This window comes from Deinococcus sp. QL22, from assembly GCF_023370075.1.
In the GTDB taxonomy this organism is placed as follows: Bacteria; Deinococcota; Deinococci; order Deinococcales; family Deinococcaceae; genus Deinococcus.
On sequence record NZ_CP097150.1, the window covers coordinates 79,986 to 101,009 of the forward strand.

A 21,024-nucleotide genomic window follows, 5' to 3' on the forward strand; every position below is an offset into this window, starting at 1 on the left:
AACCGACAGCGTCGACATTCGACTCTGGGCTGTAAAACACCGCCAGAATTCGAGCAGCTCAACCTTCACGCCGTGGCATCACTGCAAGTCCGTCCAGCTTTTTGGGGGCACTCCACACCGCAAAGCCCCTACCGATCAGCTCCGTAACCGCATGCTGGGTCTGCTGAATCAGAGTGTTGGACTCCGTTTCCTGACTGCGGGCCAGTTGAGCAAAGCGTTCCAAGGCCAAGGTGCGGGCTTCGAGCTCCGTGTTCTGGGTGGCCAATCTCCGGGCCTGCTCGGTTCGCTCCAACGCGAGATTGAGGCCGCGCCCACGGCACGGAAGACGGCCCGGTCGCGCTCCGCACAGTGGTGGTGTCTCAGGCCGAGCGAGAGAATGGCCTGAACCTCGCCCGCCAGCATCAGCGGGTAGTTGGTGACGGCGCTACAGGCCCCGGAAGGCTGGATCTGACCCTGGGCGGCGTCCCAAAGGATCACAACCTCGCGGGCGTTCTCCGCGGGGCGTGTTGACCCGGGTGCTCAAGCTCAGACCCTTAAGAAATGTGGGCTGGCGTGACGCATCCAATCCACTACGCAGCGGGGCATAGTAGAAGCATGTCAACTGCCAGCGCGAAAGTGGAGCGGGCCAGCCAGCAGGTTGCGCCGGGCCTAGAAGCTCTGGCCCGTTTCGGGTATGCCAGCAAGGGCGTGGTGTACGGCACGGTGGGCGTTCTGGCCCTGAATCTGGCGCTGGGAAGTGGGGGCACCACCACTGATAGCAGAGGAGCTTTGCTGCGTTTGCAAGACCTTCCGGGAGGCAGCGTCGTGCTGTGGCTGCTGGTGGTTGGTTTGGTCAGCTACGCGCTCTGGCAACTGCTGCGGGCCATCCTGGATCCAGAACACCAGGGGACGCAGGGCAAAGGACTGGTTAAACGCACAGGGTATCTGATCAGCGGCGGCGTTTACCTGACCCTGGCTGTGTTCAGCGCCCGCCTGGCCGCCCAGGGTAGCGCCCCCCGCGACCAGAACAGTGAAGCCCAAGCCGCCTCGCAGGTGCTGCAACTGCCGGGCGGCCAGCTGCTGCTGGGCCTGGCTGGTGTGGCGCTACTGGCGGTCGCGGCCAACGAGCTGCACAGTGCATACGGGGCCAAATTCATGAAGCGTATGGCCCTGACCGACAGAGGCGCGCAGTACCAGGGCACCCTGAAACGCATCGGCCAAGTGGGGGTTGCGGCGCGCGGTCTCATCCTGAGCATCGTGGGCATCTTTTTGCTGGTCGCGGCCTGGCGGGATCAAGCCAGCATCGTCATCGGCACCTCCGAGGCGATGGGTTGGCTGCGCGAACAGACCGCCGGACAATTCCTGCTGGGGGCAGTGGCACTGGGAACGCTGTGCTACGGCGTGTGGTGCATTATTCAGGCCCTCTACCGCCGTATCAAAGTACTGGGCTGAGGCCAGCTGGGCACCGTATTTCCCGTGCGCTGCGGACGGTAGGATTCTGGTGCGACGGAGTCCCTTTGACCGCCGCGTTGGCCTTGTGACAATCCGTGTGGATTGTCACAGCTGCGCAGCAAAGCCAGGAGCGAGCCCTAAGGGATGCGTGTTGCTTCATCTCGCTCGCACCCATCGCTGAGCCTCAGCGCACAGTCATGCTCAGGTATTTGGTGGTCAGGTATTCCTGAATCCCCTAGGGGCCGCCCTCTCGCCCATAGCCGCTTTGCTTGACGCCGCCGAACGGGGCCTGCGCAGTGCTGGGAACGGGGTCGTTCATGCCCACGATGCCGTATTCCAAAGCCTCGGTAATGCGGAAAGCCCGGCCCAGATTCTGAGTCCAGAGGTACGCGGCCAGCCCAAATTCGGTGTCGTTCGCCGCCTGCACCGCTTCTTCTTCGGTGTCGAAGATCAGCACCGGAGCCACCGGGCCAAACGTTTCTTCGCGCATCAAGACCATGTCGGGTGTCACGCCGGTTAATACGGTGGGTTCAACATACAGGCCTGCCCTGACTGCGCCGCCCGTGGTTACGTGTGCACCCTTGTCCTGCGCGTCCTGCACGTGGCGCTGCACCTTCTCCAGCCCCTGCTGATCGACCAATGGCCCGATCTGGGTGCTGGCGCCGAGTGAATCGCCCACTTTCAGGGCAGCCACCGCGTCTGTCAGCTTGCGGGTAAATTCCTCGGCAATGCCGCGCTGCACGTAAATTCGGTTGGTGCAGACGCAGGTCTGCCCGGCATTGCAGAATTTGCAGGCGATCACGTCCGGCACCGCCTGATCGATGTCGGCATCGTCGAAAATCAGGTAGGGCGCATGGCCGCCGAATTCCAGCGACACACGCTTGAGGGTCGGCGCGGCCTGTGCGGCCAGCAGCCATCCCACCTCGGTGCTGCCAGTAAAGGTGATTTTGCGGATGCGGGCCTCCTGCATCATCACCTGCGTAACGGGAACGGGGTCGGAGGTGGTCAGCACGATAAAAGTGTCTGCCGGGCCGCCTGCTTCCGTCCACAACGCCTGCATTTTCAGGGCGGTCAGTGGCGACTGCTCGGCGGCCCTCAGGATGATGGTGCAGCCTGCCACCAGTGCCGGGGCGATTTTGCGGGTCGCCATGGCCGCCGGAAAATTCCATGGGGTGATGGCGTAGACGGGGCCGACGGGTTCATGTGTCACGAACAGCCATTTGTGCGCCGACTGACTGGGCATGGTGCTGCCGAAGATCCGCTTGGCTTACTCAGCGTACCACTCGATTCTGGCGGGCAGGAGTGGCGCTGCTCAGCCTGAACCAAGATGACCGTGACCAGATGGAGGAGGCGTCGACTACGGCACCTACCCGGCTCGTTCAAACTGCACCCGCAGGCTGGCTGAGCACGGGCGAAACCAAAATGGAGGCCGCTGAGGTGGCAAGCCTTCGTCTCCACTTCATATCGTGCAGTTTTGGAGAAGCTCCAGTCTTCGGGGGGGGCGGTTACGCTGAAGCGAATGACGGTTATGCTGAAGCGAATGAGCGTGCCTAAGGCTGAACTGAAGCAGGGTTTGATCTTCATTGCGCGTAACATCGCCACCATCGTGTGGGTCGGCTGCGCCCTCTTCGGGTTCATGTGCCTCGGCGCATTTCCTATCACTTTGGGTCATGCAGCCTTAAGTGCGTGGCAAGGCGACCTTCCCCATGCCGCCCAGTATCTCGGAGGCGCACTCCGGGCTCTGTTGATCGCTGTGGCCCTGCTCATGCCCGTGGTGTACGTCTATCGGTGGTTTGGGCGGGGCGCCGAACAGACCTCTTTGAAGGTTAGATTAAAGAGGGCAACTCACGGTCAATTCGGCCCGCATAACTAAGTAGGTCGAAGTTAACCGATTGATTTACCGAGCGAAGCGAGTATTGAAGAAAGTACCTTGCACTGGAAATAAGCTCGTAGAGCCGCTTGCGGAGCGGTTCTGGTAGTGTCCCGGAAGCGAAATGCGGGCCGCGCCTGTTCATGACGACTGTCCGTTTTCTTGTGGTGTGATGCAGTGGGCCGGGCTACCATCCCGTTATGAAACTCCTTGCCTTAGGCGTTGCGCTGCTCTCCAGTGCGGCTCTATCGAGTACGCTGCTGGACTTTCAAGCCAGTGAGCCTGCTTGGTATGCCCGCAACGATACCGTGATGGGCGGCGTCTCCAACAGCCGCGTGCGGGTCGGCGGCGGCGTGCTTCAGTTCACGGGTCAGGTACGATTAGAGAATAACGGCGGATTTTCCGGCATTCGTTCCAACCCCGCCCCCTTTGACCTGAGCCAGTTTTCAAGCCTGACACTGCGGGTCAAGGGAGACGGCAAGCCCTACGCCCTGCAACTTGGCACCAGCACCTCTAACGGCGTCACGTACCGCAACGAATTCAATACCGTGGCAGGGCGGTGGATCGAGGTCACGATTCCGCTGAACTCGCTGAGGCCCACCCGCTCGGGCGAACGGGTCGCGGGGCCGGTACTCAATCCCGGCAAGGTGGTGTTTTTTGGCCTTGTGATCGGCAACAACCGCGCCGAACGGTTCGCGCTGGAAGTGGACTGGATCAAGGGGCAGTAAACAGGAGGCAGTGAAGACCGGCTTTCATTCCCCATCACCGCACCCTCAGCTCCGGAGAGCCTGGCCCACTGTTTTTTACATCCGGCGCTGTACCGAAGGATGCGGAATGGATACCTGCTGGATACGAGGTCACCCCCTAGACTGAACTGGAGACTGAGCGCGATGTCTGATCATTCAGAGAAAGCGGGGCGACAGACGTTATTTCAACGGGCTGAGCCCCTGATGCTTTCGGACTCCGGGCAGACTGAAACGTTGCTGCTGAACCCCCTGGCCTGTGCCCGCGCCGCCCAAGATCAGCCCGACGAAGCCCTCGCCTTGGTGGTGCTGCGGCGTACGCGACATCGGTTTGGCGGCCATACCCAAGCGGCCCGGTGACACGTTCTCTGAGCCAGCACAATTCAAACAATTCATGCGGATTCCGGTTGAAAACGCCCTATCGCAGGGTTCGTATGGGGCACCTGCAAACCCTATTGAATGAGCGGCAATTGGCTCAACTAGGCTGGAAGGAGGAGGTGACGGGGAGAACGCTCCCGAACGAATTTGAAGGATTGTTGGGCAAATTAGAGCTGGTTGTACAGACCAAAATCAAACGCTCTTAACGTTAAGAGCAGAGTGCAACTTGAGGCGATCATTGGGAACCCCAGCTTGCTCTGAACGCCAACGCTTTGAAGCCGCAGGATCGTGTTGTCGAGATAAACAGCGCTCTGGGCACCGTGGGGCCAGCAAAATCAAGGTGAGCCACATGCGGCGGGAATGTGATGATTCGCAGACACTTAATAAGGTTCCGAATGTCATCCCAAACGTCTTTGGTAGAAAGTGTCGAAAAGCGGGGAAAAGGTAGACGGCGGGCGATCAAATCCTGTCCGGCAGTCTTATGAATTCAAGCTCTGTACCGGACAACTTCACTTCAAGCGGTGCCCGATGCATGAAAAGGAGTAGTCAGCAGCTGGATCAGTCCGCCTGACTCCGGCAGATTCCACCGCAGGGCATGGCAGAGCCGTTCGGCGCCCTACCGTACGAGACCCAAGGCCGCTCGGCCCTGGGCCTTCACCTTGACCTTGAGCTGAGTGTGGATCCACACGCTCACCCGCAAGCAACTGACCCAGGCGAGGATGACCAGCCCAAAGAGGCGTTCCAGGCGCTCGGGGCGAGTGATGCCCGTGCGCTCCACATCAACGCCACGAACCTTGAGGCTGGCGAACGTGCATTCCACCGACCAGCGCGCCCGATACAGAACACATGTGTCCCAGACGTTGAACTCCGTAGCGATCACGACCTGCATGACCTCGCCGTACACCTAGGCGTTCTCCGCCAGGCACCGCACTTCTGCGACCTTGAGGTCACCGAACCACTCATCCACGCGCAACTCGTCGATCATGGCGTTCTTCCGGATGCGGATGGCCCGCTTGATGCTCTTCCGTTTCAGGAAGCCAAACCATTCCCCGCCGATGAACTCCCGGTCGGCAACTCAGCCCTTCCAGCGTCCCACTGGAAGGGCCTTCAAGGGTGGTGAAACAAGTTGAAGGCGCTTCGCAGTGTCGCTGTGTCCATCGTGATCCAAGGCGATCCAGACCAGAGGCACCGTGTACCCGTGCAGGACAACACCGAGCACCAAGAGATTGAGCGGTGATTCTCCGCGTTCCCATGTCGTGCGATCTAGGCTAAGCAGCCGTTTCCCGGAGGGCAGCAGGGCCAGGAGGAACGTGAGGAAGACCGACTCGGTCAGTTGTGGGTCCTGGCATCCACGTTCCACCCGGCGTTTCTTCGCTTCTGGAGAGCTGGCTCCAGGGCGATGGGTGCAGAGATTGTTCTGGTTCACACTCTGGGCAGTGCCCATCGCGAGGATGACGTCCACGACACGCTGCAGCGTGTCGTACCGGAGGAAGGGAACGCAGGTTTTGAAGTGGCGCGTGAGTTCGGTACGCTGAAGATCGGCGGGTTTTGGAGTCGTCACACACCCAAAACACCGCCGTTTTTCATACCGCTTCGCAACCATTCATACGTTTATAGATTCCTCGTTCAGCACAGCCTCAATCTGAAGTTGTCCGGTACAGAGGAATTCAGGAGAACCGGACACCGTTCGTGGAAATCTTCATCTGTTCACTAATTGGACAAGACATAATTCAATCAAGTCTTCACTTGTTAACTCCCCCCAATCCCCCCCAACAGCGAGCTAAGTTAGTAGGAGACCCCACAGAGTTGATCCACTGCGGTCATCACACTAATCAAGACTCATGTTGACCTCACTTCATTCATGATTCATGTACGGCCTCTGTTTTCACTGAGCAAGAGCGCTTTATTTGTACTGAAGAGTTAATTGATTCCTGGCGATGCCATCCACAGAGAAGAGACGGTGAGTGGCCGATCAGATGGCATCACTGCGGATGAGCAAAGACGGCGTCCCAGCCGAATACACACCACACGACCGCCTTAGGCGGCAAGACCCAGACTCCTCCACCACGTTCTCGACGTTGTGGAGAGAGCCAACCTGTGGCTTGCCGTATCCAGGCCGCGTCCTCTCACGACAGGCTGCCCGCGGCAGTCCGGTCACACTCAAGGAGCCGTTATGGATGACATGCAACATCTCTCCCACACCTGGAACTGGGGGTACATCGCCCTCTCCTACGTTATTGCGGCGTTCGCCTCATATATTTCACTGGAATTGGCTGGCCGCATCGGCAACCACCGAGATGGGCGCAAACGGCGACTGCTCGCTCAAGGGGCGCTTCTCGGCTACGGCATCTGGGCCATGCATTTCGTCGGCATGTTGGCCTTTGATCTGAACGCGTTGGTTCAGTACAACTTGCTCCTGACTGTGGTCTCAGGCTTGGCCGCCGTCGCTTTTATCACGGCAGCCCTGTTTATCGTCGATGTCAGCACACCTACGCTGGGCCGCTTTCTCACCGGTGGCGTGGTGGCGGGCTTCGGCATCAGCGTCATGCACTACGCCGGCATGATGGCCCTTCAAACCGGCGGAGCTTCCACATACCTTGCTTTCCCGTTCATCCTCTCGGTCATCATCGCTATTGCCGCCGCTACCGTCGCTCTGTTCCTGTTTGCTCAGGTCAACAGTGAACGCGCCCTGCAACTGCCCAAAAGAACGCTGCTCAACCTCAAAGTGGGGGCTGGGATGGTCATGGGGGCGGCCATCGTGGGCATGCATTACACCGGAATGGCAGCCATCACCTTCAGCGCTGTGTCCACGGCCTTGCAGACCACCGTATTTGCCACAGACACCACCGTTTTAAGCATTCTAATCTTGTTCGCGACCTTCCTGGTCTTGGGCCTAGCATTGGTCTATATCGTGACTGGCAACGATGACAGGCCATTGGTGGGCAGAAGCGGGGACTGATATTTCGGAGGTTCAACCTATCCTGCAAGGTTGAGAAACCCAAGATTTCCGCCTTGGCGTGCCACCATCAACATAGATTCTCTGTCCGAACCAATGCAGTCAATTCACGCTGATATAAGACCACCGCCGATTGAATTCCAACACAACGGGATTCAATCGGCGGTGACTTTGGCCTTGCCCACTCCCTCCCTGCGCGCTGTTCCAGTCAAGGGTGAGGCGCGAAAACACGGTGTCCTTAGGTCAGGATGGCGAGAGGTTGGAAACTGTCATAACCATTGTTCACAGGCTCTGCGTCTGCTAGCGCCGCTTGTCGTCTGCTGACTTTCGCCTCAGCCAGTGCTGCACGGTGCCGACCAGGCCAGCGCGGAAAAACAGCACGGCCAGTACGAACACCAGCCCGGTCACAATGCCTACCGGAAGGTTGGCGGTCGTGAGCAGGTCGCGCAGCAGCAGCACCAGCCCCGCGCCAATGACTGGGCCAAACAGGGTGGTCGTGCCGCCCAGCAGCGTCATCATCACCACTTCGCCCGACGTGCGCCAGTTCACCACTTCCAGACTGACGACCCCGTGCCCAAAGGCGTACATGCTACCCGACAGCCCAGCCAGCCCCGCGCTGATCAAGAAGGCAGTGAATTTGAAGCGGAACGGGTTGTAGCCGATGCTTTGGGCACGTTGCTCGTTGTCACGGATGGCCTGTAGTGCCTGACCGAACGGGCTGCGAACCATCCGGTAGGCCACCAAAAAGCCCGCAGCAAACAGGGCCAGACACACGTAATAGCGGGTGGTGCTGTTGGAAAAGTCCAGCCCCAGAAAAGAAGGCCGCGCAAAACCCTGAAGACCGTTTTCACCGCCCGTGACCGCTGTCCATTGCAGGGCCAGAAACGACACCATTTGGGCAAACGCGAGCGTGATCATGCTGAAGTAGATGCCGACGCTGCGGACACTGAGAAAACCGATGGGCACGGCCAGCAGCAGCGCACTAAGCAGGCCGCCCAGGATCGCCACCGGCACACTCTGGCCATGACTGAGCAAAAAAGCGGTGGCGTAGGCGCTGCTGCCCCAAAACGCGGCGTGACCGAACGAGAGCAGGCCGCTGAATCCGAACAACAGGTCGAACGCCACAGCAAACAGACCCCACGCCAAAATGTCCAGCGCCAACACCGGATACACCAGTCGGGGCAACACCAGCAGCAGCAGCCCCAGCAATACCAGCCAGACGGCCCGGCTGATCCTGTCCCGCTGTGAGGTGGCCGCCCGGCGAGACAGCACGGTCACCTGGCCCCCTCCGGCAATCCAAACAGACCTGTGGGCCGTACAAGTAGGACGATGGCCATTAGCACGAACACCAGCGTATTGGCCATCGGCGGGTACACGGCGGCCCCCACTGCGGCCAGCACGCCCACCGCAAAGCCGGTCACGATGCTGCCCAGAATGCTGCCCATACCCCCGATGACCACGACAGCAAAGGTGGTAATGATCAATTCCGCGCCCATGTAGGGTTCCACCGAATAGATCGGCGCGGCCAACACGCCTGCCAACCCCGCCAACCCTACGCCTACCCCGAAGACGCCCGTGACCCATTTGCCCACGTCGATGCCAAGCGAGCGGGTCACCACCGGATTTTCCGTACTCGCCCGGACGATGGCTCCCACACGGGTTTTCTCGATCACGAACCACGTGACCAGACAGACCACCAGCGCGATGGCGATCACGAACAGGCGGTATTTGGGGAATACCACGAAGCCGAGATTGACGACTCCGGTCAGAACTGCGGGCGTAGTGTAAGGAGCGCTGGACACTGCGTACTGCGACAGCATCACCTGTTTCACGAGGTCTTGGGTCAGCAGCGTGAGGCCGAAGGTGAGCAGCAGGTTGTAACTCGGCTCTAGGCCGTACAGCCGCGACAGCAGCGTGCGCTCCAGTACCATGCCCAGCAGCGCCACCAACAGGGGGGCCAGCACCAGCGAGGGCCAGAAGCCCAGGCCGAGAATCTGCCCCAGCGCAAACGCCACGAACGCGCCCAGCATATACAGCGCCCCGTGCATAAAGTTGACGATACGGAGCATGCCGAAGATGACCGCCAACCCCAGCGACAGCAGGGCATAAAACGCGCCGTTGACCAGCCCGTTGAACACCTGAATCAGGAGGAACTGGGTGTTCACGAGCGCGGGCTCCGGCCCAACTCTGTCACAGCTGGGTCTGCCTCAGTTGGGGCTGTGGGCGTCACCCAAACCCCCATCAGAACTTGCATTTGCTTTCGGCCAGCGGCATGAACGCTTTAGCCGCCGGAATGGTAGCGACCTTATTAAAGTAATCGCCGTTTTCCTTGGCCTGCGCCTTGGGTTTGATCTGCACGGTGTACACGTCCAGAATCATGCGGTGGTCTTGGGGCCGGATGTACGCGCTACGGGCAAAGAAATCGCTGAAACGGTGGCCTTCCAGCGCTTTGACCACGGCGTCTCCATTGTCACTCTTGGCCCGCGCCACCGATTGCAGATAGGTCGTGCTGGCGCTGTAGACCCCGGCCTGTGCCCAAGTCGGCTTTTTGCCGAAGGCTTTTTCAAAACGGGCGGCCCAGTCGCGGCTGCGCTGGTCCAGGTTCCAGTACCAAGGCACAGTCGCAATCGCTCCGGCAAAGGCGTCTTGTCCCAGCGCCGCCACATCGGTTTCGAACAGCAGGCCGATGCCCAGATTGATGCCCTGCTGCCGCAAGCCGAACTCGTTGTACTGCTTGACCACGTTCACAAGGTCGTTGCCCGCCTGCATGGTGCCGAAGATTTTGGGTTTCAGGCTCTGCGCTTTCAGGAGGTAGGTGGAAAAATCGGTGTTGGGAAAGGGAGTCGCGTCGCTGGGAGCCACTAATTTGCCCTTGTTTTCCTGAATGGCCGTCGTCATCTGGCGGTTGAGATCCTGCCCAAATGCGTAGTTGGGATAAATGATGTACCACGACGTGCCGCCCCGCTTGGTCACAGCGCTGCCCGTGCCGTTGGCCAGCATGTAGTTGTCGTAGGCGTAGTGGAAGGTGTATTTGCTGCACTTCTCGTTGGTCAGGGCAGTGGTGGCCCCCGTGACCACAAAGGTCGGAATTTTCTTGGTTTTCGCCACTTCGGAGGCCGCCAACGCCGCGCTGCTGGTGGGCATATCGACCAGCATGTCCACATTCTGCCGGTCAATCATCTCGGCGGCCTTGTTGCTCGCCACGTCTGCTTTGTTCTGATGATCGACCCCGATCACCTGCACCTTGCCTGCGAAGCTCTTGTTCTTAGCCATAAAATCTTCGGCGGCCATCTGTGCGGCCTTCACACTGCCCTGCCCCGACAGTTCCGAATACACGCCGGACAGGTCGGTCAGCACCCCAATTTTAATCAGGTTGTTGCTAAGCTTGAGGCTTTGGGCCGATGCAGCACCGAGCGGCGACAGAACCAGGCCAGAGAGGGCGGCGGTGGCGATCAGGGTCTTGATGTTGGAACGCTTCATGGTGAACCTCCGGTGGAGTGAAAAACTGTGGGAAGGGAGAAGAAATTCAGGTGTGGAGGAAGGGCATGTCAGACGCTCAGGTAGCGCACGAGGTCGTCACGGCGGGCCTGCACCTCGTCCCGCCGCACCTCGTCCACGATCCGTCCGTCTACGAATACGTAATGGCGGTCAGCCAAGCGGGAAGCAAATTTCAGGTTTTGTTCGACCAGCAGCACGGCCAGCCCTTCACCGCTCAGGCGCTCCACCATGTCCCCGATGCGCTGCACGATCACGGGCGCGAGGCCTTCGCTGGGTTCGTCGAGCAGCAGCAATTTTGGGCCGCTGCGGAGCACGCGTACGATGGCCAGCATCTGCTGTTCTCCGCCCGACAACTTGCTGCCGGGATGCTGCCCACGTTCGCGCAGCACGGGAAAAGTCTCGTAAACCCGCTCGGCACTCCAGCCGCCGGGCCGCGCTGGAGGCAATTCCACGTTTTCGCGCACACTGAGACTGCTCAGAATCCCGCGTTCTTCGGGCACCCACGCCATGCCCCGTGCGGCGACCCGGTGGCTGGGCAGGCGCAATACGTCTGCACCGTCAAAAGTCACGCTTCCGGTGCGGCTTCTGAGCACGCCCATGATGCTTTTGAGGGTGGTGGTTTTGCCCGCTCCGTTGCGGCCCAGCAAGCTGACCACCTCGCCCGGCATGACCCGCAGATTCAGGCCGTGCAGCACGTGGCTCTGGCCATAATAGGCGTTCAGGTCGCGTACTTCCAGCAGGGCCGCCGTCATGCGTGCGCCTCCTCGCCCAAGTACGCCTCAATGACCCTTGGATCACGCTGAATCTCGCTGTATGGGCCGCTGGTGAGCACCTGGCCGTACTGAAGAACCGTGATGCGGTCGGCCAATTCGCTGACCACGCTCATGTTGTGCTCGACCAAGACCACCGTGCGGCCCTGCGCGACCTGCCGCACCAGCCCGATCACGCGGGCCACGCCCTCAGACCCCATGCCGGAGGTCGGTTCGTCAAGCAGCAGCACTTTGGGCCGCTGCGTCAGCGAAATCCCGATTTCCAACTGGCGCTTTTCGCCGTGACTGAGGTCGGCTGCGAGACGGGTCTGTGCGCTTTCCAGGCCCACTTCGGCCAAAATCTGGTCAGCCTGTGCGCCCAGCGTTTCTAACCGGGACAGCGGTGTCCAGAACTGGTGCGGCAGGCGCGTGACAGATTGCAGCGCCACCAGCAGGTTGCCGCGCACACTCAGGCTCTGAAACACGCTGCTGATCTGAAAGGAACGCGACAACCCACGCCGCACGATCTGATGTGGCGGCAGGCGGTCAATCCGTTCCCCGAACAGCCTGACCTCGCCTGCCGTGGGCCGCAGGAAGCCCGACAGCAGATTAAACAGTGTGGTCTTCCCTGCCCCGTTCGGCCCGATGATGGCGTGTATTTCTCCCTGCTGAATTTGGAGGCTCACGTCGTTCGTGGCCCGGAAGCCCCGGAACTCCTTGACCAATTGACGGGTTTCGAGCGCCAGTAGAGGCGCGGCGCTGTGGTTTGCGTCGGTACTGTGGCTCAGGTCGGAGCCAGCCTGAACCGCCGAAGCTGGCTGGTGAGAGGCCGAATGACCCGTCATAGTCGTATGGATAACTGGGTGGATGCAGTGTGGGGCATCATCCTGGTCTGGCCTCCTTGTGTGGGTTGTCGGTACAGGCCAGAGGCTACGCCCGACCCGTTACACCAGCGTCACACCCAGTTTCGAAGGTCCCGTCTCCAACCCTCAGCGGGCCGTCCAGCCCAGATCCAGGTCAAGTACCGCGCCCGTCATGCCCCACGCGGCGGGACTGGCGACGTAACTGGCGAGGGCGGCCACATCCTGCGGCTCCAGCAATTTCTTGATGGCGGCGGGTTCCAGCATCACGCGTCGCTCGACTTCCTGAACGCTGAGGCCACGTGTGCGGGCCTGATCGGCCAACTGGCCCTCCACCAGCGGCGTGCGGACGTATCCCGGACAGATCGCATTGACCGTAATCCCCTGCTCGCCCGCTTCCAGCGCCGCCGTGCGGGTCAGCCCGATCAAGCCGTGTTTGGCACTGATATAGGCACTTTTGAACGGACTGGCGACATGCCCGTGGATGCTGGCCATATTGATAATCCGGCCCTGCCCGGTGCGCCGCAGGTGCGGCCAAGCGGCTTTGGTCAGCACAAACGGTGCGGTCAGCATCACGGCCAGCATCGCGTCCCAGCGGTCTTCGGGAAAATCGGCAATCGGGTCGATATGCTGAAATCCGGCGTTGTTGACGAGCACGTCCAGTGCGCCCAGTTTGGCGAGCATCTCGCTGACGGCGCGGTGGCACTCGGTCCGCACTGACAGGTCAGCGGCGATAAAGGTCAGGCCGTGCTGCGCGGCGATATCGCGGGCCTGCGGACGGTCGAGATCAAGGACAGCCACACGCATTCCATCGGCCTGAAGGCGCTGGGCAATGGCGAGGCCGATGCCACTCGCACCGCCCGTGACAAGGGCGCAGCGTTCACCGTGTGCGCTGGGTTGTTCAGAGGTCATGCGCCGGAGTGTACGGGCGGGGCGTCACTGGGGCGTTACCGGGTCAGGGTACGGTACAACCCCTCGGTTTCCGGCAGGGCCTGAAGGCCGAGGTCTGCCAAGGCGGTGCACAGGCCCGCGTACACCCGCTGCACCGCCGATTGGTTGGCGCGGGCTTGGTGGGCACGCATCAGGCTGCGGGCGGCGGGTTCGTGGGCCGGATCGAGGGTCAGGGCACGTTCGGCGGCGCGGGCAGCACGGTCAGGCTGACCCGCAGTCAGGGCGGCCACCGCTTCCTCGGTCAGTGCGTCGGGCAAGCAGGCAGCGTAACGGGCGGCCACCTGCTCGGCAGCCTCCAAATCGGTGGGAGCCAGAGCGGGAGGCAGGGCCAGCAACGCCTCCAAGCGGCCCGGCGTGGCGGCTGACTGCTCCAGCACCGCCTGCGCCGCATGCAGATCAAGGTGCAGGTCAGGGCCGTGGCGCAGGCGAATCCACTCGCCGCGCTCCAGCAGCGAGCCACTCGGCCCGCCCTCTTCCAACACCTGTCCGAGGGCGTGCAGCGTCACCCGGAAATTTCGTTCGCCCACCCCCGGATCGGCCCCCGGAAAAAGGGCTTCCTGCGCGGCCTCGCGGCTGAGGCCCCCGGAATGCACGGCCAGCAAAATAAGCAGATCCCGCGCTTTGGCCCGGCCCCAATCGCGTGGGCGGCTTTCCCTCTCCCGCATCACGGCCACGCGCCCCAGCACCCGCACCTGTACCTCGAATCCCGGCGTGTCGTTGGGAGCCGGCATGTCGGCGTAGCCGAGGGCGTGGGCTGTGGGCAGCAATTCGGCGCGGTGGCCCGGCGAGGCGGCCACCAACCGGGCCAGCAGCGCCGCCCGCCGTGCCCGGTCTGGAGAAGGCGAAAACAGAGAGCGCCCGCTCAGCAAGAACGGATACGCCGCTGCGCCGTGGGCCGCCTGCGCTGCGCTGCCTTCCCCGGCGGCGCAGCGGGCCAGCGCGACACATGCCAGCCCGAACGCGTCGGTGCAACTCCTGAAGGCTCGCTCGGCGGCGTCCAGCGCGGCGGCGTCCGGGTGTCCGGCGTGCCACTGGCCCAGCGCGGTCATCAGGTGCAAGAGGGCCAGCATGTAGCCGTCACCCTGCGTTTGGGCCAGCGCCTCGGCCTTCAGCGTCCCAGCCAGTTTGTCATCGCCCGCTTGTCCGGCCAGATAGGCCAGCCCCATCAACGGCTCGGCTTGGAGCCGCCCGGCCACGCCCTGCGCCAGATCGAGTGCCTGACCGTAGACCTGCCGCGCCGCCATCAGGTCGCCTGCTGTCAGGTGGGCGTGTCCCAACCGCGCCAGTGCCAGCGACCTCACGAAGGGGCTGCCCAGCCGCTCGCCTTCGGCCAATCCCGCCTCGGCGCAGCGGGCCGCGTCCGGCGCGTCTCCCTGAATGGCATAGATAAAGCTGGCCAGCAACAACCCTTCGCGGTGGTTTTGGGCGGCCCGCGCTCCTCCCGCTTCGCCCTGCGCGGCTCCCAACGCCAGGTGCAAGGCCCGGTTCAGGTCGCCGGTTCGCAGCGCGTACCGTGCGCCGGAAGCCAACTCTGGGGCGAGCGCGACTGCCTGTGCCAACTGTCCGGCATTCAGCAGATTTTCGGCCCGAAACCGCCTCACCCGGTAGAGGTCGCTGCCGCTGGCCCACGCTTCGGCGGCGTCCAGCGGTGCCCAGGTCTGCGTGGGCTGCACCGTGTCGAGGCCCACCTGCACTTCTCCGAGGGCGCGGGCCAGCGGCGTGGCCTGAGCGTATTCGGTCAGCGCCTCGGCGTAGCGCGACGACAGCCGCAGGGCGTCTCCGGCCAGCGCGTGCAGTTGCGGTGTCCAGACGGTGCGGGGCAGGCGCTTCAGGCTGCGCTCGACCAACGTGGCCCGCCCCAGCGCCAGCCACGCCGACCCATGCACCGAGAGCAGCGCCGCCGCCCGCGAGGTGTCTCCGGAGAGCAGGTGGGCCGCGAGGGCACGGCGGGGCCGCCCCGTCTGCTCGAAGTAGGCCGCGCCGCGTGCCGCCAAGTCCTGTGCGGTGGGCGGCTCCAGCAACCGCCGCAGGTGCGCCCGCAACAACGGATGGGCGCGGTACACCTGCGCTCCGGCCTCTCCCGAACGAATCAGGAACGTGCCGCTGTCGGCCAGCGTCTCCAGGAGGGCCGCCGCGTCCGGCTCTTCCAGGACTGCTTCCAGGAGTTCGGGCGTCAATTCTTCAAAGACACTGCTGCGCGTCAGCAGGCCCCTGACCGCCGGTTCCAGCGGCCCCAAGACTTCCTGCGCCAGATAGTCGAACAGCGTGCCCAGCTGCGCCTCACCGCCGTCGAGGTCGGCCAGATCGCTGAGGCGGACGCGTCCCTGTGCCGCTGCCTGCGCCAAAAACCGCGCCGCAATCGGCCAGCCTTCGGTGACGGCGTGGGCCAGTTGCACCTCTGGGCCAGAAGGCGTGAGGCCGTGGGCACGCCACAAATCACCGATTTCAGGCACCGTGAAGGCTAAGTCTGCCGCTGAGAGCCGCACCACCTCTCCGGCGGCCTCCAGCGGCGTCAATTCCAGCAGCGGGAGCGGCGTGCGCGACAGCAGCGCCACCCGGCCCGCCCCGCAGTCCAGCAGTTCGCGCAGCATCACGCCGGTCAGGGGACCGCTCAGGTGTTGAGCCTCATCCAGCACCAGCAGGCCCGCGCAGGCGTCCAGCACGTCGGCCAGCCGCGCCGCCACCCGCCGGGGAGGACTGCCTCCGTCCAGCAGCGCCCCCACCGCCGCGCCGCCCGGCAAACTCTCGGCGGCCAGTGCCAGCCCCGCCGCCAGCACCTGTGGGTCGGCGTCGTCGGCGTCGAGGGTCAGCCATGCCAGCGGCTCCCGCTCCTGCCCCTGGCCCCGGTCTGGCCTACCCGCGGCGAGGGCGGTGGTTTTGCCGTAGCCCGCTGGAGCCACCACCACCAGCACGCGCGCCGCCGCCAGCGCCTCGCACAGCCGGGGCCGGGTCACTGCGCCGCGCACAGCAGGCCACCGCGCCCGCCGCGAGGAGGTCAGATCACGCCAATTGGAGGTCATGTGTCCGGGAATGCTATCAGGGACAGCAGCGGCGAAAAGATCTTCTGAAGTTGCAGCGCCGGGAATCACAGCGCCAGATACGCCGCCCGCACACCCGGATCGGCCAGCAGCGCCTCCCCCGTGCCTTCTTTGACCACCTGCCCGTTTTCCAGCACGTAGGCACGGTGGGCCAGCCGCAGACTCAGGCCCACATTCTGCTCGACCAGCAGCACGCTCACGCCCTCGGCATTGACGGCCTTGAGTGCTTCAAACACCGTCTGGGTCATCAGCGGCGAGAGGCCTAAGCTGGGTTCGTCGACGACCAACACGCTGGGAAGGCCCATCAGGGCGCGGCCCACTGCCACCATCTGTTGCTCGCCGCCCGACAGGGTGCCCGCCAACTGCTTCGAGCGTTCCTGTAGGCGTGGAAACAGGGCGTACACCTGCTCCAGCGTCTGCTGCTGGGCGGCTCTGGCTTCCGGACGCATGGCCGCGCCGAGTTCGAGATTTTCGCGGACAGTCATCATCGCAAACAGTTCGCGACCTTCTGGGACATGGCCCAGCCCCAGCGCGACCACATCGCTGGGCGCGGCGCGGGTAATGTCGTGCCCTCCCAAACGAATGCGGCCCCCAGTGGGCTTGACCACGCCGCTGACGGCACGCAGCGTGGTCGTTTTGCCCGCGCCGTTGGCCCCGATCATCGCCACGAATTCGCCCGGCCCGACCCGCACGCTCACGTCCCACAGCACCTGCACCTTGCCGTAGCCTGCGGCCAGCTGTTCGATGACGAGTTCTTGTCCGGCCCTGTGAGGTTGAGTTTGATTCACGCGCGGCTGTTGAATGTTGGTCATGCGTGTAGCCCCGCTTCTGTACCCAGATAAGCCGCCACGACCTGCGGATTGGCCGTGACCTCGTGGTAGGTGCCCTCGGCCAAGACCTGTCCCTGATCCATGACCACTACCCGGTCGGCCAGGTCGCGCACCACCGGCATGATGTGTTCGATAAACAGGACGCTGATGCCGCTGTCCCGCACGCCGCGCACCAATTCCACGGCTTCCTGCGCTTCGGCAGGTCGCAGTCCGGCCATCACCTCGTCCAGCAGCAGCACGCACGGCTGGGTCGCCAGAGCGCGGGCCACTTCCAGCCGCTTGTCTTGCAGTAGGGTCAGCTCATGGGCGGCGCGGTCGGCGTGGGCCGCCAGTCCGGTGCGCTCCAGCAGGTCATAGGCCCGCTCCCGCGCCTGTGGCAGCCGCATCCCCCGCTGACCGAACAAGGCTCCCACCGTCACATTTTCATGAACTGTCATCTCCGGAAAGGGCCGCACGATCTGAAAGGCCCGGCCCAATCCGGCGTGGCAGCGGCGTTCCATCGGCGCGTCGGTGATGTCTTCTTCTTGCAGCCACAGGCGGCCCGTGCTGGGGCGGTACACGCCCGACAGCAGATTGAGCAGCGTGGTCTTGCCTGCCCCGTTTGGCCCGATCACGGCCAGAATCTCGCCTGCATACTGGGTGAAACTGACGTTCTGCACGGCGCTCAGCCCCCCAAATCGCTTGCTGAGGTTCTCGGCCCGCAAGACAGCTTTGGCTTGAACGGAGCTCACAGATCGCCCCCCTGCCGCCCGCGACGCCACAGGCCCACGATGCCGCGTGGCAGCCACAGGATACTGAGCATCAGCACCAGTCCGTACACCACCAGATAGCCGTTTTTGACGGTGTTGTGCAGCAGTTCTTCGGCCACCCGCAATACAGTTGCGCCCAGAATCGGGCCAAGGGTGGTGTACAGGCCCCCAAAAATGCTGGTGGTCAGCGGCGAAATGGAATTGGCGAGGCTAAAGGTGTCGAGCGGACTGATAAAAAAGGTCTTGCCCGCGTACAGCACGCCTGCCAGCGCCGCCAAGACGCTGGACAGGAAGAAGGCCGCCAGCTTGTACCGCACCACGCTCACGCCCAGCACCCGCGCCGTTTCTTCGCCCTGCCGGATGGCCGCGAACGCATGGTGCAACTTGCTGAGGCGCACCGCCAGACTGACCCCCACCGTGAGCAGCAGCAGCGCCAACGCCAGCAGATACTGCCCTCGCGAATTGCCGCCCAGGAGCGCCGGAACCAGCAGCCCGTTGGCCCCGCCCGCCACGCTTTCGGGTAAGTTCTGAATCACGGTCCTGACCACTTCGGTAAAGGCGAGCGTGGCTATCGCAAAGTACATGCCGCTGAGGCGCATGGTGACTGCGCCCAGCAGCAGACTGGCAAAGCCCGCCCCCAGCGCGGCCAGCGGCATGGCGGCCCCCCACGGCAGTCCCGCTTTCAGGAGCAGCGCGTACCCGTAAGCGCCCAACCCATAGAACGCCGCGTGCGCCAGCGAAACTTGCCCGCTGCGGGCCAACAAGTCCCAAGACAGCGCCATGATGCCCGCCACCAGCGTAAAAAAGCCGATCTGAAGCAGGAATTCGCGGCGGTCTCCGAGCGGCAGGAAGGGAAAGGCGAGGGCCAAGATAAAAAAGATGCCCAGCGCCAGCAGTGCCCGCCACGCGAAGGTGGGCCTGCGGGCCGGAGTCGGGCGCACCGACACGGCACTCATCGGGTGCCCCGAAAAGAGCGCAAGACCAACGTGCCGAAAATCATCAGGAAGAACACGGCGTCACTCCAGCCGCCGCCGCCCGGCACGTAGGTCTGCACCAGGGCCTCGGAGACGCCCAGCAGCACCGAGGCCCACAGCACGCCGGTCAGGTTGCCCAGGCCCGCCATCACGATGATGGCAAACGCCTTGAGCGCAAAGACCAGCCCCACCGTAGGGCTGGCAAACAGCAGCACACTGACCAGCACGCCCGCCACCGCCGCCAAACCGCACGATGCCGCAAAGGCCAGCAGATACACCCGGTCGACATTGATGCCGATCAGTTGTGCGCCCCGGCGATTCTGGGCCACCGCCCGCATTTGGCGGCCCAACGTGGTGCGGTACAGCACGAAATACAGGCCTGCCAACAGCGCGACGGCAAAGGCAAAGGCCACCGCTTTGGGGCCGCCCACCGTCAGTTCGCCCAGTTGCAGGCTGCTGGCCTGATACGGCGTGCTGACGGTGCGGGTATTGCCGCCCAGCAGCATCAGCGCCAGGTTTTGCAGCAAAATGCCCAGCCCGAAGGTCAGCAGCATCTGGTTCAGTTCGGGGGCCAGCAGCACGTGCCGGATACTGACCCGGTAAGTGAGTGCGCCCACGCCGAACACGGCCAGCGCCACCACCGGCAGCGAGAGCAATGGGTCAAGGCCCAGTGAGGCACTCGCGGCCCACGCCAGAAACGCCCCGATCATCAGAAACTCGCCGTGGGCGAAGTTGACGATGCCGACCACGCCCACCGACAGGGCCAGCCCCGAAGCGACCAGCGCGTAAATTCCACTCTGAAGCAGACCGTTCAGGAGCGTCTGCAAAAAAAGATCCATCTAGTGTCGTCCCTCCAGATGTGCCGTAAACGCGGCCAAAAACTCCTGCGGCGCTTCCAGGAACGGTGAATGGCCCACGCCGGGCAGCACTACCTCACGATATTCGCCACCCTGCTGTCTGGCCCGTTCCAGCATGGCGCGGGTCTGCCCCAGCATCGGCTGAGGCGGACACGACTCCGCTCCGGGCCAACCGGGAACCACGCCCAGCGCCCCCAGATGCGCCAGATCGAACAGGCTGCTGTCGCCAATAATCGCGTCGGCGTCGCCGCGCACCCACAGCACCGGGGGCGGCGGGTTCAGGTCGGCAAAGGCCGACACGTTCATGTACTGGGCGCTGAAGGCATTGGCGACTCCCCGCGTGCCCGGCGCGACGTGCGGCCAGTGGGAACTCGGCAGGGCGTCGCCGGGATAAAAGTCGTCTCCGGTACGGGTTCTCAGCATCGAGTCTACCCAGCGGTCTTCCTGTTCGGCAGTGGGCGTAAAGCGGGCCGGATTCACGTAAAACTTTTTCAGCACGTCGCGGGGGCTGCCCGGCGCATCCGAGCGGTCTTCGGCAGCCACCGAGGCCACAAACGCCGCATTGACGGTGCCTCCGCCAGACCCCGCGAAATCCGGGCTGTTGGGCGTGCCTGCCGTCCCGTGCGTGCCGCCAAACCCATACGGACTGACCGGCGCGACCAGGGTCAGCGAGAGAACCGTCTGGGGGCGATCCAGCGTCAGTTGCAGCGCCACGCCCCCGCCCATGCTCCAGCCCAATACGTCGGCGTCAACCCAGCCCAGCGTATCCAGCACAGCCGCCAGATCTTCGGCCCACTCGTGCACGCCCCGCACGGCGTCTATGGGCGCGGCCTCGGTGTGGCCGTAGCCGCGCAGGTCTGGAGCCACCACATGCCACTGGGCGGGCAGGCTCGCCATCAGCTCACGGAAAAACTCGCCGCTGGACACGTTGCCGTGAATCAGCAGCACCCGCCGCGTGCTCGCCCCAGCCGCCGCCCGCTCCAGCACATGCGTTTGCAGGCGCGGGGTGTTCAGCTGTCTCGAAACAATATCTGTCCTCAACGTGTTCATGCCCGTGTGTTCCTCCGTCCCTGTGATGCTTTGTCGCGTGACGCCAAGGGGCCGCACCCAGTCTGTACGGCGCGGCCCCGCTGACTTCTG

21 protein-coding genes are annotated in these 21,024 nt (G+C 63.2%); 5 read left to right on the forward strand and 16 right to left on the reverse strand.

What is annotated here, in order from left to right; translation table 11 throughout:
• Positions 1 to 58: 58 nt before the first annotated feature.
• Complete coding sequence (locus tag M1R55_RS16445) at positions 59 to 292, reverse strand: hypothetical protein (protein WP_249394638.1); 234 nt, start codon at positions 290 to 292, stop codon at positions 59 to 61.
• A gap of 302 nt (positions 293 to 594) precedes the next feature.
• On the opposite strand from M1R55_RS16445, the gene M1R55_RS16450 reads away from it, so the two are divergent.
• The gene (locus M1R55_RS16450) at positions 595 to 1,431 is read left to right on the forward strand and encodes a DUF1206 domain-containing protein (RefSeq protein ID WP_249394639.1); all 837 of its coding nucleotides are present in this window, start codon (positions 595 to 597) and stop codon (positions 1,429 to 1,431) included.
• A gap of 235 nt (positions 1,432 to 1,666) precedes the next feature.
• On the opposite strand, the gene M1R55_RS16455 is transcribed toward M1R55_RS16450, so the two are convergent.
• Positions 1,667 to 2,674: an NAD-dependent succinate-semialdehyde dehydrogenase gene (locus M1R55_RS16455; RefSeq protein ID WP_371827228.1), complete on the reverse strand. Its 1,008-nt coding sequence runs from the start codon at positions 2,672 to 2,674 to the stop codon at positions 1,667 to 1,669.
• A 276-nt stretch (positions 2,675 to 2,950) separates the two neighbouring features.
• Between M1R55_RS16455 and M1R55_RS16460 the strand changes: the two genes are divergently transcribed.
• The 3 genes from M1R55_RS16460 to M1R55_RS16470 all read left to right on the forward strand — a co-directional run bounded on the left by M1R55_RS16460 (position 2,951) and on the right by M1R55_RS16470 (position 4,404).
• Complete coding sequence (locus M1R55_RS16460; protein ID WP_249394640.1) at positions 2,951 to 3,304, forward strand: hypothetical protein; 354 nt, start codon at positions 2,951 to 2,953, stop codon at positions 3,302 to 3,304.
• Positions 3,305 to 3,501: 197 nt separating this feature from the next.
• A complete protein-coding gene (locus M1R55_RS16465) occupies positions 3,502 to 4,029 on the forward strand; it encodes a CIA30 family protein (RefSeq protein ID WP_249394641.1) in 528 nt (175 codons plus the stop codon).
• A gap of 222 nt (positions 4,030 to 4,251) precedes the next feature.
• Positions 4,252 to 4,404: a hypothetical protein gene (locus M1R55_RS16470; RefSeq protein ID WP_249394642.1), complete on the forward strand. Its 153-nt coding sequence runs from the start codon at positions 4,252 to 4,254 to the stop codon at positions 4,402 to 4,404.
• A gap of 634 nt (positions 4,405 to 5,038) precedes the next feature.
• Here M1R55_RS16470 and M1R55_RS16475 read toward each other — a convergent pair.
• The gene (locus M1R55_RS16475; protein WP_249394643.1) at positions 5,039 to 5,326 is read right to left on the reverse strand and encodes a transposase; all 288 of its coding nucleotides are present in this window, start codon (positions 5,324 to 5,326) and stop codon (positions 5,039 to 5,041) included.
• Positions 5,327 to 5,497: 171 nt separating this feature from the next.
• The gene (locus tag M1R55_RS16480; RefSeq protein WP_249394644.1) at positions 5,498 to 5,983 is read right to left on the reverse strand and encodes a hypothetical protein; all 486 of its coding nucleotides are present in this window, start codon (positions 5,981 to 5,983) and stop codon (positions 5,498 to 5,500) included.
• 612 nt (positions 5,984 to 6,595) lie between these two features.
• Between M1R55_RS16480 and M1R55_RS16485 the strand changes: the two genes are divergently transcribed.
• Positions 6,596 to 7,381, forward strand: coding sequence for an MHYT domain-containing protein (locus tag M1R55_RS16485; protein WP_249394645.1), 786 nt, complete (start codon positions 6,596 to 6,598; stop codon positions 7,379 to 7,381).
• A gap of 297 nt (positions 7,382 to 7,678) precedes the next feature.
• Here the strand turns inward: M1R55_RS16485 and M1R55_RS16490 are convergent, their stop codons facing one another.
• The 12 genes from M1R55_RS16490 to M1R55_RS16545 all read right to left on the reverse strand — a co-directional run bounded on the left by M1R55_RS16490 (position 7,679) and on the right by M1R55_RS16545 (position 20,934).
• Positions 7,679 to 8,656, reverse strand: a complete 978-nt coding sequence (locus tag M1R55_RS16490) for a branched-chain amino acid ABC transporter permease (RefSeq protein ID WP_249394646.1) — start codon at positions 8,654 to 8,656, stop codon at positions 7,679 to 7,681.
• The gene (locus M1R55_RS16495) at positions 8,653 to 9,543 is read right to left on the reverse strand and encodes a branched-chain amino acid ABC transporter permease (RefSeq protein WP_249394647.1); all 891 of its coding nucleotides are present in this window, start codon (positions 9,541 to 9,543) and stop codon (positions 8,653 to 8,655) included. Before M1R55_RS16495 ends, M1R55_RS16490 begins: the two co-directional genes overlap by 4 nt.
• A 76-nt stretch (positions 9,544 to 9,619) precedes the next feature.
• Positions 9,620 to 10,858: an ABC transporter substrate-binding protein gene (locus M1R55_RS16500; RefSeq protein WP_249394648.1), complete on the reverse strand. Its 1,239-nt coding sequence runs from the start codon at positions 10,856 to 10,858 to the stop codon at positions 9,620 to 9,622.
• Between the two features lie 68 nt (positions 10,859 to 10,926).
• Positions 10,927 to 11,628 carry an ABC transporter ATP-binding protein gene (locus M1R55_RS16505; protein ID WP_249394649.1) on the reverse strand — a complete coding sequence of 234 codons (702 nt, stop codon included), beginning with the start codon at positions 11,626 to 11,628 and terminating at the stop codon, positions 10,927 to 10,929.
• Positions 11,625 to 12,470, reverse strand: coding sequence for an ABC transporter ATP-binding protein (locus tag M1R55_RS16510; protein WP_249394650.1), 846 nt, complete (start codon positions 12,468 to 12,470; stop codon positions 11,625 to 11,627). Before M1R55_RS16510 ends, M1R55_RS16505 begins: the two co-directional genes overlap by 4 nt.
• A gap of 144 nt (positions 12,471 to 12,614) precedes the next feature.
• On the reverse strand, positions 12,615 to 13,397 hold the full coding sequence (locus tag M1R55_RS16515; RefSeq protein WP_249394651.1) for a 3-hydroxybutyrate dehydrogenase: 783 nt from the start codon (positions 13,395 to 13,397) through the stop codon (positions 12,615 to 12,617).
• A gap of 35 nt (positions 13,398 to 13,432) precedes the next feature.
• Complete coding sequence (locus M1R55_RS16520) at positions 13,433 to 16,456, reverse strand: AAA family ATPase (RefSeq protein WP_249394652.1); 3,024 nt, start codon at positions 16,454 to 16,456, stop codon at positions 13,433 to 13,435.
• 65 nt (positions 16,457 to 16,521) lie between these two features.
• A complete protein-coding gene (locus M1R55_RS16525) occupies positions 16,522 to 17,286 on the reverse strand; it encodes an ABC transporter ATP-binding protein (protein ID WP_249394653.1) in 765 nt (254 codons plus the stop codon).
• Complete coding sequence (locus M1R55_RS16530; RefSeq protein ID WP_249394654.1) at positions 17,283 to 18,035, reverse strand: ABC transporter ATP-binding protein; 753 nt, start codon at positions 18,033 to 18,035, stop codon at positions 17,283 to 17,285. The genes M1R55_RS16525 and M1R55_RS16530 overlap by 4 nt, the downstream gene beginning before the upstream one ends.
• The gene (locus M1R55_RS16535) at positions 18,032 to 19,009 is read right to left on the reverse strand and encodes a branched-chain amino acid ABC transporter permease (RefSeq protein ID WP_249394655.1); all 978 of its coding nucleotides are present in this window, start codon (positions 19,007 to 19,009) and stop codon (positions 18,032 to 18,034) included. Before M1R55_RS16535 ends, M1R55_RS16530 begins: the two co-directional genes overlap by 4 nt.
• Positions 19,006 to 19,866 carry a branched-chain amino acid ABC transporter permease gene (locus M1R55_RS16540; RefSeq protein ID WP_249394656.1) on the reverse strand — a complete coding sequence of 287 codons (861 nt, stop codon included), beginning with the start codon at positions 19,864 to 19,866 and terminating at the stop codon, positions 19,006 to 19,008. Before M1R55_RS16540 ends, M1R55_RS16535 begins: the two co-directional genes overlap by 4 nt.
• Complete coding sequence (locus M1R55_RS16545; protein WP_249394657.1) at positions 19,867 to 20,934, reverse strand: alpha/beta hydrolase; 1,068 nt, start codon at positions 20,932 to 20,934, stop codon at positions 19,867 to 19,869.
• Between the last annotated feature and the right edge of the window lie 90 nt (positions 20,935 to 21,024).